Genomic DNA, 15,534 nt, shown 5'->3' on the forward strand with positions numbered 1-15,534 from the left:
ATAATGATCGGGCAACTTAACTTTCCCGCCCTGTGGCCTTACTGGCCGGAGCTGCTCTCCGGCCTGTGGGTCACCATCCAGTTGACGCTGCTGGCCACCGTCGGCGGCGTCAGCCTCGGCATTGTCGGCGCAGCATTGCGCAGCGGCAAACCGAGCTGGATGAGCCGTCTGTGGGGCGTCTACGTCGAGCTGATCCGCAATACGCCGTTCGTGGTGCAACTGTTCTTCATCGTGTTTGGTCTGCCTAACCTGGGCCTGAAACTCACCGCTGGCGAAGCGGCGCTGCTGGCGATGCTGATCAACCTCGGCGCCTACAGCACCGAAATCATCCGCGCCGGTATTCAGGTGACGCCAAAAGGGCAGTGGGAAGCGGGCCGGGTGCTGGGCTTAACCCGTAGCCAGACCTTTTTGCGGGTGGTGCTGCCACCGTCATTGCAGCGCATTTATCCGGCGCTGGTGAGTCAGTGCATCATTGTGATGCTCGGATCGTCGGTGGTGTCGCAGGTCTCCTACGAGGAGCTCACCTTCGCCGCTAACCTGATCCAGTCGCGCACCTTTTTAAGTTTTGAGGTCTATCTGGTGACCACGTTGATCTACCTGGCGTTGTCGATTGCGATGCGTCAGCTGCTGCTGGCCATTGGCCGTAAATGGTTTGGAGTGCAGGCATGATGACAACCTTCACCGACTGGGACATCGTGCGCAACCTGCTGCTGGCGGCGCGCTGGACCCTGCTGCTCTCTCTGGTGGCGTTTGTCGGCGGCACGCTGGTGACGCTGCCGCTGCTGTTTATGCGGCTGCTGCAGCGTAAATGGCTGACGCGCTGGGTGCGCGGCTATACCGCGCTGTTCCAGGGCACGCCGCTGCTGATGCAGCTGTTTCTCGCCTTTTTTGGCGTCGGCCTGTTCGGGATTGACGTCGCGCCCTGGACGGCGGCCTCGCTGGCGCTGACCTTCTACACCAGCGCCTTTCTGGTCGATATCTGGTACGGCAGTATTCGTGCGTTGCCGAAAGGGCAGTGGGAAGCGTCACGCTGTCTTGGCCTGAGCTTCGGTCAGACCCTGGCGCGGGTAATTGCGCCGCAGGCGATCCGCATCGGCATCGCCCCGACCGTGGGCTTCGCTGTGCAGGTGATCAAAGGCACGGCGCTGGCGTCGATTATCGGTTTTATCGAGCTGACCAAAGCCGGCACCATTCTGAACAACGTGACCTACCAGCCATTTAAAGTCTTTGGGCTGGTGGCGCTCGGTTACTTCCTGATGTGTTATCCGCTGTCTCGCTACAGCCAGTATCTGGAGAAAAAATTCAATGCCGCTCATCACCATTAATCAGGTACAAAAATATTACGGCGACAACCATGTGTTGAAAGGCGTGGATCTGGATATCGACATGGGCGAGGTGATCTCGATTATCGGTCGCAGCGGCTCAGGCAAAAGCACCTTGCTGCGCTGCATCAATGGGCTGGAAGGCTATCAGGAAGGCAGCATCAAACTGGGCGGCATGACCATTACCGATCGCGATTCGCAGGCCCGCGAGATCAGCCGTTCAGTCGGCATGGTGTTTCAGAGTTTCAATCTGTTCCCGCACATGACCGCGCTGGAAAACGTGATGCTGGCACCGCGTCGGGTACTGAAAAAGAGCGAGGCGGAGTGCCGGGCGCTGGCGACGCAGATGCTGGAGAAGGTCGGCCTGGGCGAACGCCTCGATTACTATCCCGCCAGCCTCTCTGGCGGCCAGCAGCAGCGGGTAGCAATCGCCCGGGCGCTGGCGATGACGCCGAAAGTTTTACTCTGTGATGAGATCACCTCTGCGCTCGATCCTGAGCTGGTCGGCGAAGTGCTCAAAGTGCTGGAGCAGCTGGCAGCAGAAGGAATGACGCTGATCCTCGTCACCCATGAAATGAACTTCGCCCGCGACGTGGGCGATCGCGTGGTCTTTATGCATCAGGGGCGCGTCTGGGAGCAGGGCGACAGCAAAACGCTGTTTGCACAGCCGCAATCGCCAGAGCTGAAACAGTTTATCTCCTCGGTCCGCCTGTAGGTCTTCAACAAGGAATTTATCATGGATATCACTCGCTACCCGCAACTCAATCCACCGCAACGTCTGCTGATGGGGCCTGGACCGATCAACGCCGATCCGCGCGTGCTGCGCGCCATGTCGAGCCAGCTGCTCGGCCAGTACGATCCCGCCATGACCCACTATATGAATGAGGTGATGGCGCTCTATCGCGGCGTGTTTCGCACTGAAAACCGCTGGACGCTGCTGATTGATGGCACCTCGCGCGCCGGGATCGAAGCGATTCTGCTCTCCGCCATCCGGCCCGGTGACAAAGTGCTGGTGCCGGTGTTTGGCCGCTTTGGTCATCTGCTGTGTGAAATCGCCCGCCGCTGCCGCGCCGAGGTCCACACCATTGAGGTGCCGTGGGGCGAAGTTTTTACTCCGGATCAGATTGAAGATGCGATCAAAAAGGTGCGGCCACGGCTGCTGCTGACGGTGCAGGGCGACACCTCTACCACCATGCTGCAACCGCTGGCGCAGCTGGGCGCGATTTGCAAACAGTATGGCGTGCTGTTCTACACCGATGCCACCGCGTCGCTGGCCGGTAATGCGCTGGAAACCGATGCCTGGGGGCTGGATGCGGTCTCAGCCGGGATGCAGAAGTGCCTCGGCGGGCCATCCGGCACCTCGCCGATCACCCTGAGCGAACAGATGGAAGCGGTGATCCGCAAGCGGAAGTGCGTCGAGCAGGGGATCCGCACCGCCGCGCATCAGGATGGCGAAGAGGAGATGATCTACTCCAACTATTTTGATCTCGGCATGATCATGGATTATTGGGGACCGGAGCGGCTTAATCATCATACAGAGGCGACCAGCGCGCTGTTTGGCGCCCGCGAATGTGCCCGTCTGATCCTGCAGGAAGGGCTGGATAACGGCATCGCCCGCCACAAACTGCACGGAGAGGCGCTGCTGAAAGGGATTCAGGGCATGGGCCTGGAGACCTTTGGCGATCTGCAACACAAAATGAATAACGTGCTGGGCGTGATGATCCCGTCCGGCGTGAACGGCGACCAGGTGCGCAAGCTGATGCTGGAAGATTTCGGCATTGAGATTGGCACCTCGTTTGGCCCGCTGCACGGTAAGGTGTGGCGCATCGGCACCATGGGTTATAACGCGCGTAAGGATTGCGTGATGCAGACGCTGGCGGCGCTGGAAACGGTGCTGACCTATCTGGGCTATCGCACGCCGCAGGGCGCTGCCGCGCAGGCGGCCTGGGACTACTACGGGAGCCAGGCATGATGATGAATGCCAGCGAAGCCCACGCCGCCGCGCAGCGCGTCATGGCGCGCTGTGATGCGCTGGCAGCGATCAGCGAAACGGCACAAGGACTGACGCGCGTCTATCTGTCGCCAGAGCATCTGCGCGCCAACGCCTGCGTCGGCGAGTGGATGGCCGCCGCCGGAATGCAGGTATGGCAGGATGCGGTCGGCAATATCTGTGGTCGCTATGAAGCCGCGCAAGCCGGCGCGCCCGCCTTGCTGCTGGGCTCGCATCTCGACACGGTGCGTAACGCCGGTCGCTACGACGGGATGCTGGGCGTGCTGAGCGCCATCGAAACCGTGCAGTGGCTGCATCAGCACCAGCAGCGTTTGCCGCTGGCGATTGAGGTGATCGGTTTTTGCGATGAAGAGGGTACGCGCTTTGGCATTACGCTGCTCGGCAGTCGCGGCATTACCGGCAGCTGGCCGCAGAGCTGGGTAACCCATCCTGACGGCAACGGCATTACCGTGGCGCAGGCGATGGCGGATGTCGGGCTCGACAGCCGTGAAATCGCCTCAGCGGCGCGTCGGGTTGAGGATATTGTCGGCTACCTTGAATTGCACATTGAGCAGGGACCCTGCCTGGAGCAGGCGGATCTGCCATTGGGTGTGGTGACGGCGATCAACGGTGCGCGTCGGCTCAACTGCCGTTTCATCGGCGAAGCCGGTCATGCCGGCACGGTACCGATGGCCCACCGCAAAGATGCGCTGGCCGCCGCTGCCGAATGGATGGTGTTTATTGAGCAGGCGACCCGTGAGCAGGACCCGCAGCTGGTCGCCACCGTCGGTACAATTAACTGCGCGCCGGGTGCGGTGAACGTCATCCCTGGCGAGGTAGCGCTGTCGCTGGACGTGCGCGGGCCGCAGGACAATCCGCTGGAAGCGCTGCTCTCCAGCCTGTTAACCCAGGCAGAGGCGATTGCGCTGCGTCGCGGACTCCACTTTGAGGCGAACGAATATTACCGCATCGGGGCCACCGCCTGTGACTCCGCGCTGCAACAGGCGCTGAGTCATGCGGTGGAAACGGTACAGGGACGCAGCCTGTCGCTGCCAAGCGGCGCGGGCCATGATGCGATCGCGATTGCCGAACGCTGGCCGGTCGGGATGCTGTTTGTGCGTAATCACCGCGGCATCAGCCACCATCCGGCGGAGTCGGTAGCGGTGAACGACGTCGCCCCGGCGCTGCAGGCCTATCTGCAGGCGGTCTGTCTGATAGCTGAACGGAGCTGAGCATGGAATTAACCCTCTTTAATCAGTTACCGGCGGAGCAGGCGCTGGCGGCGATTGCCCACTGTGTGGCGATCCCACACTGGCAGCAGGCGCTGGTGGCGGCGCGGCCCTATCCTTCAGTGGCGGCGCTGCTCGCCACCGGCGACAGTCTGGCGCGTCAGTGGCAGAGCGATGATTTACAGGCGGCGCTGGCTGCCCATCCGCGTATCGGCGAGCGGGCCAGCGGCAGCGACAAACAGGCCACCCTGTCGCGCGGTGAACAGTCCGCCATGCAGCAGGCCGATCGGTCGCTGCAGCAGGCGATGCAGCAGGGCAATCAGGCTTATGAGGCGCGTTTTGGCCGGGTGTTTTTAATCCGCGCCAAAGGACGGAGTGCAGAGCAGATGCTGGCGGAATTGCAGCGTCGGTTACAGAATGATCAACAGGCTGAGCAGCAGGAAGCGCTGGATCAGCTGCGGGAAATTACCCTGTTACGCCTGGAGGAGAGTATTGAATGAGCACCGTCACCACCCATATTCTTGATACGGCGCTAGGCAAACCGGCCAGCGGCGTGGCGATTTCGCTGGAGCAAAACAGCCCGGAAGGATGGTTTCCGATTTCTCAGGGCGAGACCGACAGCGACGGTCGTCTGAAAACCTTAACCCCGGAACCGCTGGCGCCAGGCCACTATCGCTTAACGGCGGAGATTGGCGACTATTTTGCCGCCGCCGGTCGGGATGCGCTCTACGTCAGCGCCCAGATCGATTTTGTCATTGCCGAGGCGGGCAGCCATTTCCATCTGCCGTTCCTGATCTCGCCGTGGTCGTGGTCAACCTATCGCGGCAGCTGATCGTCTCCCCTGAACCTCAGCCGGGTCGTTTACAATGAAAAACGATCCGCATCCTGCCACGCCGGGAAGCGTTCACGATAGGCATTGAGCGCCTCCAGCGACAGCTCCGCATCCAGCCGGGCGCGCTGGAACGGCTCGGCGGCACTGAGGATCTCACCCTGCGGCGAAATAATCTGGCTGTCGCCGCGGTACTGATGCTGGTTGCCGTCACTGCCGACCCGGTTACAGCCCGCCACGTAAGCCTGATTTTCAATCGCGCGCGCCAACAGCAGCGCCTGCCAGTGCAACGCACGCGGCGCAGGCCAGTTGGCGACGTACAGCGCCAGATCGTAGTCGTTGCGATTACGCGAAAAGACCGGGAAACGCAGGTCGTAACAGATTTGCGGCAGAATGCGCCAGCCGCGCCATTCCACAATCTGACGCTGCTCGCCGGGCAGATAGTGATGATGCTCGTCCGCCATGCGAAACAGATGCCGCTTGTCATACTGATGCAGCGTGCCGTCCGGCTCGACCAGTAAAAAGCGATTTACCGCGCCGTTTTCGGTCTGGATCGCGGCACTGCCGCCGATCAGGGCGTCAGTCTGCCGGGCGTGCTGCTGCAGCCACTCCACTACCTGCGCCTGCGGCAGCGAATTTTTTGCCGCCTCCATCGCAAAGCCGGTGGTAAACATCTCCGGCAGCAGAATTAAATCGCGTCCGGTGATGCCAGCCAGTTGCTGATCAAAATGGCGCAGATTGGCTTCGCCATCCATCCAGCTCAGTGTTTCCTGCAATAGGGTGATGTTTAAAGCTGACATAGGCGCTCCGCGGCGGCATCCAGCGTCGCCGGCTGTTTAGCGAAACAGAGGCGAATCAGTTTATGAGGAAAGGGATCGGCGCAGAACACCGACAGCGGTATCGCCGCCACACCCACTTCTTTGGTCAGCCACTGGCAGAAACTGACATCGTCCAGATCGGAGATCGCGCTGTAATCCACCAGTAAAAAATAGGTGCCTTCGCACGGCAGCACGTTGAAGCGGCTGTGCTGCAATCCGGCGATCAGCTGGTCGCGCCGTGCCTGATAAAACGCTGGCAGCTCGCGATAATGTTCCGGCTGGTGGCGCAGCATATCGGCAATCGCCAGCTGCGCCGGGGTATTCACCGAAAAGGTCAGATACTGATGCACCTTGCGTACTTCAGCGCTGATTGCCGCAGGCGCAATGCAATAACCCACTTTCCAGCCGGTCATATGGAAGGTTTTACCAAACGATGAGACGGCAATGGCGCGCTGACGCAGTTCAGGATGGGCCAGCACGCTGGCGTGACCGGCCGGATCGAAGCAGATATGCTCATACACTTCGTCGCTCAGCACATAGACTGGCAGCCCGGCAATAGCCTGCCACAGCGCGGCATAATCCTCGCGCTGCCAGACGGTGGCCGACGGATTGTGCGGCGTATTCAGGATTACCAGCCGGGTTTTGTCACTCAGCAGTGCACTAAAAGCCGTCCAGTCAACGCGAAAAGCCGGTGGCTGCAGGGCGATGCGCTTCAGCACGCCACCCGACAGTTCAACCGCCGGCGCATAACTGTCATAGCTGGGGTCGAAACAGATCACCTCATCGCCCGGCCTGATCAGCGCGGTAATCGCCGCATACAGCGCTTCCGTCGCCCCGGCCGTGACCGTAATCTCCTGATCCACATCCGGACGATAGTCATAAAGCGCCGCGGTCTTCTCCGCAATCGCCTCGCGTAACGGCAACGCACCGGTCATCGGCGCATACTGGTTCGCGCCCTGGCTAACGTGATACGCCAGCCGCTGCTGCAAATAGTCCGGTCCGTTAAAATCAGGGAAGCCCTGAGAAAGGTTGATGGCGTTGTGCTGCTGCGCCAGCGCACTCATCTGGCTAAAAATAGTGGTCCCAAGCGCCGGAAGTTTGCTCTCGGGAATCAGGTTGTGCTGCGTCATGGTTATCTGGCCTTCAGCGCGAATGTCGATGCGGAGTCACCCGGTGTTTGTGCCACTATAAACAGGATGGTAGTATTTGGCAATCGAGACGCTTAGACGGCTAAATGCGTCATGCTACGCATCTCCACGGCGTTGGCTGCGTTTGCTCCTGCCGTCATGCTCCGCGCGTCAGCGGCGTTGGTTGCGCTTGCTTACCCCGGTCACTGACTGATGTCAGCTCGCGGGGATAAGCGCACTTACCGCCTTGCTGACACACGGATCATTTGGCAGGAGCGTGAGTCTTACTCCTTAAGAATGTAGCAAACATAACCTGTTGTATTTTAGAGGCCGTTACCGTTATCTGAGTCACCAGGCATCACATTCCACCGCAAGGAAATATTTGGCAGGGGCGTGAGTCTTATTCATTAAGAATGTAGCAAACATAACCTGTTGTATTTTAGAGGCCGTTACCGTTATCTGAGTCACCAGACATCACATTCCACCGCAAGGAAACTCTATGTCGGATATTCACCCGTTAGATCAACTGGTCGCCGCCTGTCACTGGATTGGCGCGAAGGGCTGGGCACCCGCGACCGGCGGTAATATGTCTGTGCGTCAGGATGCGCAGATCTGCCTGCTGAGCGAATCGGGTAAAGATAAAGGCACGCTGACCCGCGATGACTTTATTCAGGTCGATATTGCTACCAGCCAGGCGCTGTCAGGCCGTAAGCCGTCGGCGGAAACCGGCCTGCATACGCTGATCTATCGGCTCTTCCCCGAGGCGGGCGCGGTGCTGCACACCCACACCGTCAATGCGACGGTGTTATCGCGGGTCGAGCAGGGCGCTGCGCTGCTGCTGCACGGCTATGAGATGCAGAAAACCCTCACCGGTCAGCATAATCATCTGGATACTGTGGCCATTCCGGTGTTCGACAACAGTCAGGACATTCCGGCGCTGGCGTCGGAAATTGAAGATTACGCCGCCCGGTTTCCGCTGCGCTATGGCTTCCTGCTGCGCGGTCACGGCTTAACCTGCTGGGGCCGTGATGTCAGCGAAGCGCGTCGCCAGCTGGAAGGGCTGGAATTTTTATTTGAATGTGAACGTCAACGTCGCCTGCTGGAGAACGCATGATCCGCGCCATTGTTACCGATATTGAAGGCACCACCAGCGATATCCGCTTTGTCCATAACATCCTGTTTCCGTACGCGCGTCAGCATCTGGCGACTTTCCTGCGTGACCAGCAGCAGCAGCCAGAAGTGCAGGCTGCGCTTCAGGCGGTGCGGGAGGAGGTCGATCAGCCGCAAGCCGATCTCGCCACCCTGACGCAGATCCTGTTCAGCTTTATGGATCAGGATCGCAAATCTACCGGCCTGAAAGCGCTGCAGGGGATGATCTGGCGCGACGGCTATCTCAACGGCAGTTTTACCGGACATCTCTATCCCGATGTGCTGCCTGCGCTGACCGCCTGGCAGGCGCAAGGCCTTAAACTCTATGTATATTCCTCAGGCTCGGTGGCGGCGCAGAAATTGTTATTTGGCTACAGCGACGAAGGTGATATTACTGGCTTATTCAGCGGCTACTTCGATACTCATGTCGGCGCGAAACGTGACGTCACAGCGTATCACACCATTGCCGCACAGATTGGCCTGCCAGCCGAACAGCTGCTGTTCCTGTCGGATATCCATCAGGAACTGGATGCGGCTGCTCAGGCCGGCTGGCATACCCTGCAGTTGATACGCGGTGAGGCGGATGGCGAAAGCCGCCACCGTCAGGTCACTGATTTTTCTGAGATTAAACCGGAGTCGATTTAGAATGAGTGCACTGACTATTTTTACCGACAGCGAAGCCAGCCAGCCGATATGGCACAGCACCGAGGCAGAAGCGATTCGTGAGAGACTGAATGCCAAAGGCGTTCGTTTTGAACGCTGGGAAGCCGATCGCGATTTGGGTGAAAATCCGGACCCCGAAACGGTGATCAACGCCTATCAGCACGCTATCGATCGGCTGGTGGCGGAGAAGGGCTATCAGAGCTGGGACGTGATCAGCATGCGCGCCGATAATCCGCAGAAAACCGTGCTGCGCGAAAAGTTTCTTTCCGAGCATACCCACGGCGAAGATGAGGTGCGTTTCTTTGTTGAGGGTGCCGGACTCTTTTGCCTGCATCTGGATGGCGAAATCCTGCAGATCCTGTGCGAAAAGAACGATCTGATCTCAGTGCCGGCCGGCACGCCACACTGGTTTGATATGGGATCGTCACCGCATTTCACCGCCATCCGGATTTTTGATAATCAGGAAGGCTGGGTGGCGAACTTTACCGGCGATAAGATTGCGGATGCTTATCCGCGTCTGGCGTAATCGGTCAGATCCTATCGGTGATCCCGCTGAGCGCAGCGGGATCACCGGCTGACTTACTGTGGCTGGAAAATCCCGGCCTGAACCTGCTCAGGTGTCACCACGCCGGTGTCCAGCACCCAGCCGCTGATCAGGGCGGCTGGCGTCACATCAAACGCCGGGTTATAGACGTTCGCCGCTTCAGGCGCCCACTGCACGCTACCAAAACTGCCAGCCACGCCGGTCACTTCGCTGGCGGCGCGCTGCTCGATCGGGATCGCTGCGCCGTTCGGGCATCCGCGATCCAGGGTGGTGTGCGGCGCGGCAACGTAAAACGGGATCTGATGGTAGTGTGCCAGCACCGCGAGGCTGTAAGTGCCGATCTTATTGGCAACGTCGCCGTTGGCGGCAATCCGGTCCGCGCCGACCCACACTGCATCCACCTGTTTAGTGGCCATCAGGCTGGCGGCCATGCTGTCGGTAATCAGGGTATAAGGAACCGCCAGTTCGCCCAGCTCCCACGCGGTTAACCGGCCACCCTGTAACAGCGGGCGGGTTTCATCGACCCAGACATTATTAACCCGGCCCTGCTGATGAGCGCGAACAATCACTCCCAGCGCGGTGCCGACGCCCGCCGTGGCCAGCCCGCCGGTGTTGCAGTGGGTCAGCAACTGGCTGCCAGGTTTCACCAGCGCGCTGCCTGCGGTGGCAATCGCTTCGCACAGTTGCTTATCTTCTTCGACCAGCCGCCAGGCTTCTTCTGCCAGCGCGGTCGCGAACGCCGGCTGCGCCAGCGCCTGTTTCATCCGATCAAGGTTGTTCATCAGATTGACGGCGGTAGGGCGGGCGGCACGCAGGATCGCCAGCGACTCTGCCAGTTGCGTCTGGCTCTGACCCTGTTCTGCCAGCAACGCCAGCAGCAACGAGGCGGAAAGGCCAATCAGCGGCGCACCGCGTACCCGCAACGCGTGAATATGCTCAACCAGCTGCGCGACGCTGTGCGCCGGCAGCCAGTTTTTTTGCTGCGGTAATGCCTGCTGATCGAGTATCCAGAGCTGATTGTCACGAACCTGTAAGCTGGTGGTCTGAAGAGTCTGCATGGTGGGTTAAATCCCTGTTGCGTTAATGTCGGTTATTGTGCCAACATGCTCGGCGGATGTATAGACGTCTGAACGGCTTTTACACCGGGATTATTCCGCCTTCGAATGATGAGGAACAGGCAATGTCGCAATACCGTACCTTCACCGCTGCTGACGCGGTGGACTATGCCCGACAATTTGGCGGGCTGGACGATCCCTCCGTCCTGAGCCGTGCCGAAGAGATTGGCGACGGCAACCTCAACCTGGTGTTTAAAATTTATGATAACCAGGGCAACAGCCGGGTGGTGGTCAAGCAGGCACTGCCGTACGTGCGCTGTGTCGGTGAGTCCTGGCCTCTGACGCTGGATCGGGCGCGGCTTGAAGCGCAGACCCTGGTCGAGCATTACAAATATTGTCCGCAGCACACGGTGCAGATTACCCATTACGACGCGGATCTGGCGGTGATGGTAATGGAAGATCTCTCCAGCCATCATATCTGGCGCAGCGAGCTGGTGAAGGGCGTTCACTATCCTGACGCGCCACGGCAGCTGGGCGAGTATCTGGCGCAGACCCTGTTTCACACCTCCGATTTCGTGCTGCATCCGCATCACAAGAAAGCGGAAGTGGCGCGCTTTATTAATCCGGAAATGTGTGAAATCACCGAAGATCTCTTCTTTAACGATCCCTACACCGATCATCCGCGCAACAGCTATCCGGCAGCGCTGGAGCCGCTGGTTGACAGCCTGCGTCACGATGATGTGCTGCGTATTGCGGTGGCCGGTCTCAAGCACCGCTTCTTCGCCCACGCCGAAGCTCTGCTGCATGGCGATATTCACAGCGGATCGATTTTCGTCGCAGACGGCAGCCTGAAGGCGATTGATGCGGAATTTGGCTATTTCGGACCGATAGGCTTTGACGTCGGCACCGCGCTTGGCAACCTGCTGATCAATTACTGTGGCTTGCCTGGCCTGCTGCCACCGCGTGAAGCGGCTGATGGGCGCGAACAACGCCTCAGCGATGTGCATCGCGTCTGGACAACCTTCTCCAGCCGTTTCCAGGCGCTGGCTGCCGAGAAAACGGCTGACGTGGCGCTGGCCTATCCCGGCTATGTCGGGGCGTTTCTGCGCAAAGTATGGGCGGATACTATCGGCTACTGCGGAACCGAACTGATTCGCCGCACGGTAGGCATGTCACACGTGGCGGATATGAAGCTGATTGCCGATCCGGCGATGCGCACTGACTGCATCCGTAACGCGATTAACCTTGGACGCACGCTGATTCTGGCGGCCGATCACGTTGAAGATGCCGATGCGCTGATTGCCCGCATCCGTCAGGCAGGATAAAAAAGACCGACGTGATGTCGGCCTTGAGATAAAACAAAGATTGTCGGCGATGAGGGTGTGCCCGCGCCGGAAACACCATCAGATTAAACGTTAAAGCCATCCCTGGCTCGCGCTGAGCGTGCCAGGGATGGCTTTTTTGCCTCTTTACGGAGGGCGTCGCTGAATTAACGGGCCGACATCACATCGGCCCGCAACCTTATGCCGCCTCGCTGGCGCGTGGCGAAGCGGATTGTGGTTTCTTCTCCGGCACCGGCACTGCCAGCGCATCCGCTTCAAACTCATCCACATTGATAGAACGCAGGCGGCTGGTTTCAGCGCGGCGCAATATCTCTGCTTCTTTATCGTCAATCCAGCCCTGCTCCAGCGCCCGTTTTGCCAGCTCATCCAGCCGGGTAAAGGAGAGATGCTGCTTGTGCTGTTTGCTCAGTCTGTCGTGAATCACTTCTGCGGCCATCACATCCTGCAACGCCTGTTCCAGCTGACCGGCCGGATTATTTTCCACCGACGCCAGATACTGTCCGCGTCCCAGACGGGTACGGGTGGCAGACGGCAGCTGCAGTATTTTTGCCAGCTGATGATCCAGACGATCGGACGGGGCCGGGCAGTGGTGGCCACCGGCAAAAATCACCAGCCGTAATGCGCCTGCCACCATCCGGTTAGGGAAGTTGCGCAGCAGGTCATCGATCGCCACTTCCGCCTGATGCAGCGCATCCTGAACGCCCCAGTGCACCAGCGGCAGGTCCGCTTCATTGCGGCCTTCGTCGTCATAGCGTTTCAGGGTGGCAGAGGCCAGATAGAGCTGGCTCAGAACATCACCCAGTCGCGCCGAAATGCGTTCACGGCGTTTCAGGCTGCCGCCCAGCACCGCCATTGAGACATCCGACAGCAACGCGAGGTTAGCGCTGATGCGGTTGAGCTGCTGATAATAGCGGCGCGTGGCATCGCGGGTTGGGGTCGCGCTGGTGCGTCCGCCAGTTAAGCCGAGCCACAGGCTGCGTACCTGATTACTGCCGACGTGGCCGATATGGCTGAACAGCGCCCGATCAAAGGCATTAACGTCGTTACTCGCCGCGGCCGCCATTTCCTGCAGAATATAAGGATGGCAACGAATAGCGCCCTGACCGAAGATGATCATGCTGCGGGTTAAGATGTTGGCCCCTTCAACGGTAATGGCGATCGGTGCACCCTGATAGGTGCGTGCCAGGAAGTTGCTGTTGCCGAGCATAATGCCTTTACCCCCGGCAATATCCATCGCGTCGATGATCGCCCGCTGACCACGATGGGTGCAGTGATATTTCACAATCGCCGACAGCACCGCCGGTTTTTCGCCCTGCATAATGCCCGCGGTGATCAGCGTCGCCGCCGCATCCATCACGTAGGCGTTACCGGCGATACGCGCCAGCGGCTCTTCAATCCCTTCCATTTTACCGATCGACAGTCTGAACTGACGGCGGATATGGGCATAGGCCCCAATCGCCAGCGCCGCGCTTTTCAGGCTGCCGGTCGAGTTGGATGGCAGAGTGATGCCGCGACCCACTGACAGACATTCAACCAGCATACGCCAGCCCTGTCCGGCCATTTCCGGTCCGCCGATAATGTAATCGATCGGCACGAAAATATCCTTGCCGCGCGTCGGACCGTTCTGGAACGGCACGTTCAGCGGGAAGTGACGATGACCGATCTCGACACCGGGGGTGTTAGTCGGGATCAGCGCGCAGGTAATGCCCGGACTGGCGTTGTCGCTGAGCAGATGGTCGGGATCGGAGAGTTTAAATGCCAGCCCCAGCACGGTGGCGATCGGTGCCAGCGTAATGTAGCGTTTGTTCCAGGTCAGCCGCATACCCAGCACCTGCTGACCCTGCCATTCACCCATGCAGACCACGCCGGTATCGGGAATCGCACCGGCATCCGAGCCCGCTTCCGGGCTGGTCAGGGCGAAGCAGGGGATCTCTTCACCTCGCGCCAGACGCGGTAAATAGTGGTTTTTCTGTTTTTCAGTACCGTAGTGCTGCAGCAGTTCGCCCGGACCGAGTGAGTTCGGTACGCCAACGGTAATCGCCAGAATGCCCGATACGCCCGCCAGTTTCTGCAACACGCGCGCCTGAGCGTAGGCGGAAAACTCCAGCCCGCCATACTCTTTTTTGATGATCATGGCGAAGAAGCGATGCTGTTTCAGATAAGCCCACAGTTCCGGCGGCAGATCGGCCAATTCATGGGTAATCTGGAAATCATTCGCCATCCGGCACGCTTCTTCAACCGGACCATCCAGGAAGGCCTGCTCATCTGGCGTCAGTCGAGGCTGCGGATAGTTGTGCAGCTTCTGCCAGTCCGGTTTGCCCTGAAACAGATCGCCTTCCCACCAGGTGGTACCGGCATCGATCGCCTCTTTCTCGGTGCGTGACATCGGCGGCATCACCTGCTGAAAACGCTGCAGCATCGGTTTTGAGAACAGGTTGCGGCGCAGCGACGGCAGGTTAAACGGCAGCAGAATAATTGCCAGCGGCAGCAGCAGCCACGGCGTCCAGAGGTGTGCGGCCGCCATCGCTGCGGTCCACAGCAGCAGAATCAGGCTGCTCAGCCGCAATGACAGGCGGTGATAGAACAGGGCGCCAATCAGCACCACCGTGGCAAGTATCGAAACAACCATCATAATGAACCACTCCATAAGAAGTAAGAGGTCTGACCTGTTATGCATAGAGGTTTAGAATAGTTGGCTGTTTTTATCAATTCGTTTACATCGCAATTACAACCTGACTCACAAAATCAATTTTTCGACCCGTTTCGCTTCCGGCTGTGCAGAGATAATGCCAGCGGCAGTCGGGTGGGGATGGCGTGATGCTTTGCGCTGCCCGGCCATTCCGTTAAACTTGCTGCGATTAACCTCTCCTAAAAAAGGACACGCCTATGTACCAGGACATCATCCGCTCTGAGCTTAACGAAGCCGCTGATACGCTAAATAAATTCCTTAGCGATGACGCCAATATCCATGCGATCCAGCGTGCTGCGGTGCTGCTGGCAGACAGCTTTAAGGCGGGCGGCAAGGTGCTCTCCTGCGGCAACGGTGGGTCGCACTGCGACGCGATGCATTTTGCTGAAGAGCTGACCGGCCGCTATCGTGAAAATCGTCCTGGCTATCCGGCGATCGCCATTTCAGACGTCAGCCATCTCTCCTGCGTCAGTAATGACTTCGGCTACGATTATGTATTCTCACGCTACATTGAAGCGGTAGGCCGTCCGGGCGACGTGCTGCTGGGGCTCTCCACCTCCGGTAACTCTGCCAACATTATCAAGGCGATTGAGGCGGCACGGGCGCAGGGGATGAAAGTGATCACCCTGACCGGCAAAGATGGCGGTAAGATGGCGGGCAGTGCCGATATTGAAATCCGGGTGCCGCACTTTGGCTATGCCGATCGCATTCAGGAGATCCACATTAAAGTGATCCATATCCTGATGCTGCTGATTGAAAAAGAGATGGTGAAGTAA

The 15,534-nt window shown here is 59.1% G+C and carries 16 protein-coding genes; 12 read left to right on the forward strand and 4 right to left on the reverse strand.

The genetic code is table 11. The features are described from left to right. Positions 1–3: 3 nt before the first annotated feature. Genes ACX3P5_RS03505 through uraH form a run of 7 tightly spaced genes read left to right on the forward strand, consistent with a single transcriptional unit; the run spans position 4 to position 5,373 of the window. Complete coding sequence (locus tag ACX3P5_RS03505) at positions 4–669, forward strand: amino acid ABC transporter permease (RefSeq protein ID WP_233985214.1); 666 nt, start codon at positions 4–6, stop codon at positions 667–669. After that, complete coding sequence (locus ACX3P5_RS03510) at positions 669–1,325, forward strand: amino acid ABC transporter permease (RefSeq protein WP_233988218.1); 657 nt, start codon at positions 669–671, stop codon at positions 1,323–1,325. The genes ACX3P5_RS03505 and ACX3P5_RS03510 overlap by 1 nt, the downstream gene beginning before the upstream one ends. After that, positions 1,306–2,037 carry an amino acid ABC transporter ATP-binding protein gene (locus ACX3P5_RS03515; protein WP_233985213.1) on the forward strand — a complete coding sequence of 244 codons (732 nt, stop codon included), beginning with the start codon at positions 1,306–1,308 and terminating at the stop codon, positions 2,035–2,037. The genes ACX3P5_RS03510 and ACX3P5_RS03515 overlap by 20 nt, the downstream gene beginning before the upstream one ends. A 21-nt stretch (positions 2,038–2,058) precedes the next feature. Beyond that, positions 2,059–3,294: a pyridoxal-phosphate-dependent aminotransferase family protein gene (locus tag ACX3P5_RS03520; protein WP_336754752.1), complete on the forward strand. Its 1,236-nt coding sequence runs from the start codon at positions 2,059–2,061 to the stop codon at positions 3,292–3,294. Then, on the forward strand, positions 3,291–4,544 hold the full coding sequence (gene hpxK / locus ACX3P5_RS03525; RefSeq protein WP_336754753.1) for an allantoate amidohydrolase: 1,254 nt from the start codon (positions 3,291–3,293) through the stop codon (positions 4,542–4,544). The genes ACX3P5_RS03520 and hpxK overlap by 4 nt, the downstream gene beginning before the upstream one ends. Positions 4,545–4,546: 2 nt before the next feature. Continuing rightward, positions 4,547–5,041 carry a 2-oxo-4-hydroxy-4-carboxy-5-ureidoimidazoline decarboxylase gene (uraD, locus tag ACX3P5_RS03530; protein WP_233985210.1) on the forward strand — a complete coding sequence of 165 codons (495 nt, stop codon included), beginning with the start codon at positions 4,547–4,549 and terminating at the stop codon, positions 5,039–5,041. Beyond that, the gene (uraH, locus tag ACX3P5_RS03535) at positions 5,038–5,373 is read left to right on the forward strand and encodes a hydroxyisourate hydrolase (protein ID WP_233985209.1); all 336 of its coding nucleotides are present in this window, start codon (positions 5,038–5,040) and stop codon (positions 5,371–5,373) included. Before uraD ends, uraH begins: the two co-directional genes overlap by 4 nt. A 29-nt stretch (positions 5,374–5,402) precedes the next feature. Here uraH and ACX3P5_RS03540 read toward each other — a convergent pair whose 3' ends face one another. After that, entirely contained in the window at positions 5,403–6,170 is a 768-nt protein-coding gene (locus ACX3P5_RS03540; RefSeq protein ID WP_233985208.1) for an amidohydrolase, read from the reverse strand. Next, positions 6,158–7,318 (reverse strand): pyridoxal phosphate-dependent aminotransferase, encoded by a 1,161-nt coding sequence (locus ACX3P5_RS03545; protein WP_458968293.1) that lies wholly within the window; start codon positions 7,316–7,318, stop codon positions 6,158–6,160. The genes ACX3P5_RS03540 and ACX3P5_RS03545 overlap by 13 nt, the downstream gene beginning before the upstream one ends. Positions 7,319–7,814: 496 nt before the next feature. Between ACX3P5_RS03545 and ACX3P5_RS03550 the strand changes: the two genes are divergently transcribed. Genes ACX3P5_RS03550 through ACX3P5_RS03560 form a run of 3 tightly spaced genes read left to right on the forward strand, consistent with a single transcriptional unit; the run spans position 7,815 to position 9,653 of the window. Further along, complete coding sequence (locus ACX3P5_RS03550) at positions 7,815–8,429, forward strand: methylthioribulose 1-phosphate dehydratase (RefSeq protein ID WP_458968294.1); 615 nt, start codon at positions 7,815–7,817, stop codon at positions 8,427–8,429. Then, on the forward strand, positions 8,426–9,109 hold the full coding sequence (gene mtnC, locus ACX3P5_RS03555) for an acireductone synthase (RefSeq protein WP_458968295.1): 684 nt from the start codon (positions 8,426–8,428) through the stop codon (positions 9,107–9,109). Before ACX3P5_RS03550 ends, mtnC begins: the two co-directional genes overlap by 4 nt. Position 9,110: 1 nt before the next feature. After that, a complete protein-coding gene (locus ACX3P5_RS03560) occupies positions 9,111–9,653 on the forward strand; it encodes a 1,2-dihydroxy-3-keto-5-methylthiopentene dioxygenase (protein ID WP_233985204.1) in 543 nt (180 codons plus the stop codon). Positions 9,654–9,706: 53 nt separating this feature from the next. Here the strand turns inward: ACX3P5_RS03560 and mtnA are convergent, their stop codons facing one another. Beyond that, entirely contained in the window at positions 9,707–10,729 is a 1,023-nt protein-coding gene (mtnA, locus tag ACX3P5_RS03565; RefSeq protein ID WP_233985203.1) for an S-methyl-5-thioribose-1-phosphate isomerase, read from the reverse strand. Positions 10,730–10,851: 122 nt separating this feature from the next. Here mtnA and mtnK point away from each other — a divergent pair, with 122 nt between their 5' ends. Further along, entirely contained in the window at positions 10,852–12,051 is a 1,200-nt protein-coding gene (mtnK, locus tag ACX3P5_RS03570; protein WP_458968296.1) for an S-methyl-5-thioribose kinase, read from the forward strand. 196 nt (positions 12,052–12,247) lie between these two features. Here mtnK and fadE read toward each other — a convergent pair whose 3' ends face one another. Then, entirely contained in the window at positions 12,248–14,701 is a 2,454-nt protein-coding gene (gene fadE, locus ACX3P5_RS03575; protein ID WP_233985201.1) for an acyl-CoA dehydrogenase FadE, read from the reverse strand. Between the two features lie 254 nt (positions 14,702–14,955). Between fadE and lpcA the strand changes: the two genes are divergently transcribed. Further along, the gene (gene lpcA, locus ACX3P5_RS03580) at positions 14,956–15,534 is read left to right on the forward strand and encodes a D-sedoheptulose 7-phosphate isomerase (protein WP_003851153.1); all 579 of its coding nucleotides are present in this window, start codon (positions 14,956–14,958) and stop codon (positions 15,532–15,534) included.

It is taken from the genome of Pantoea sp. S-LA4 (assembly GCF_054482835.1).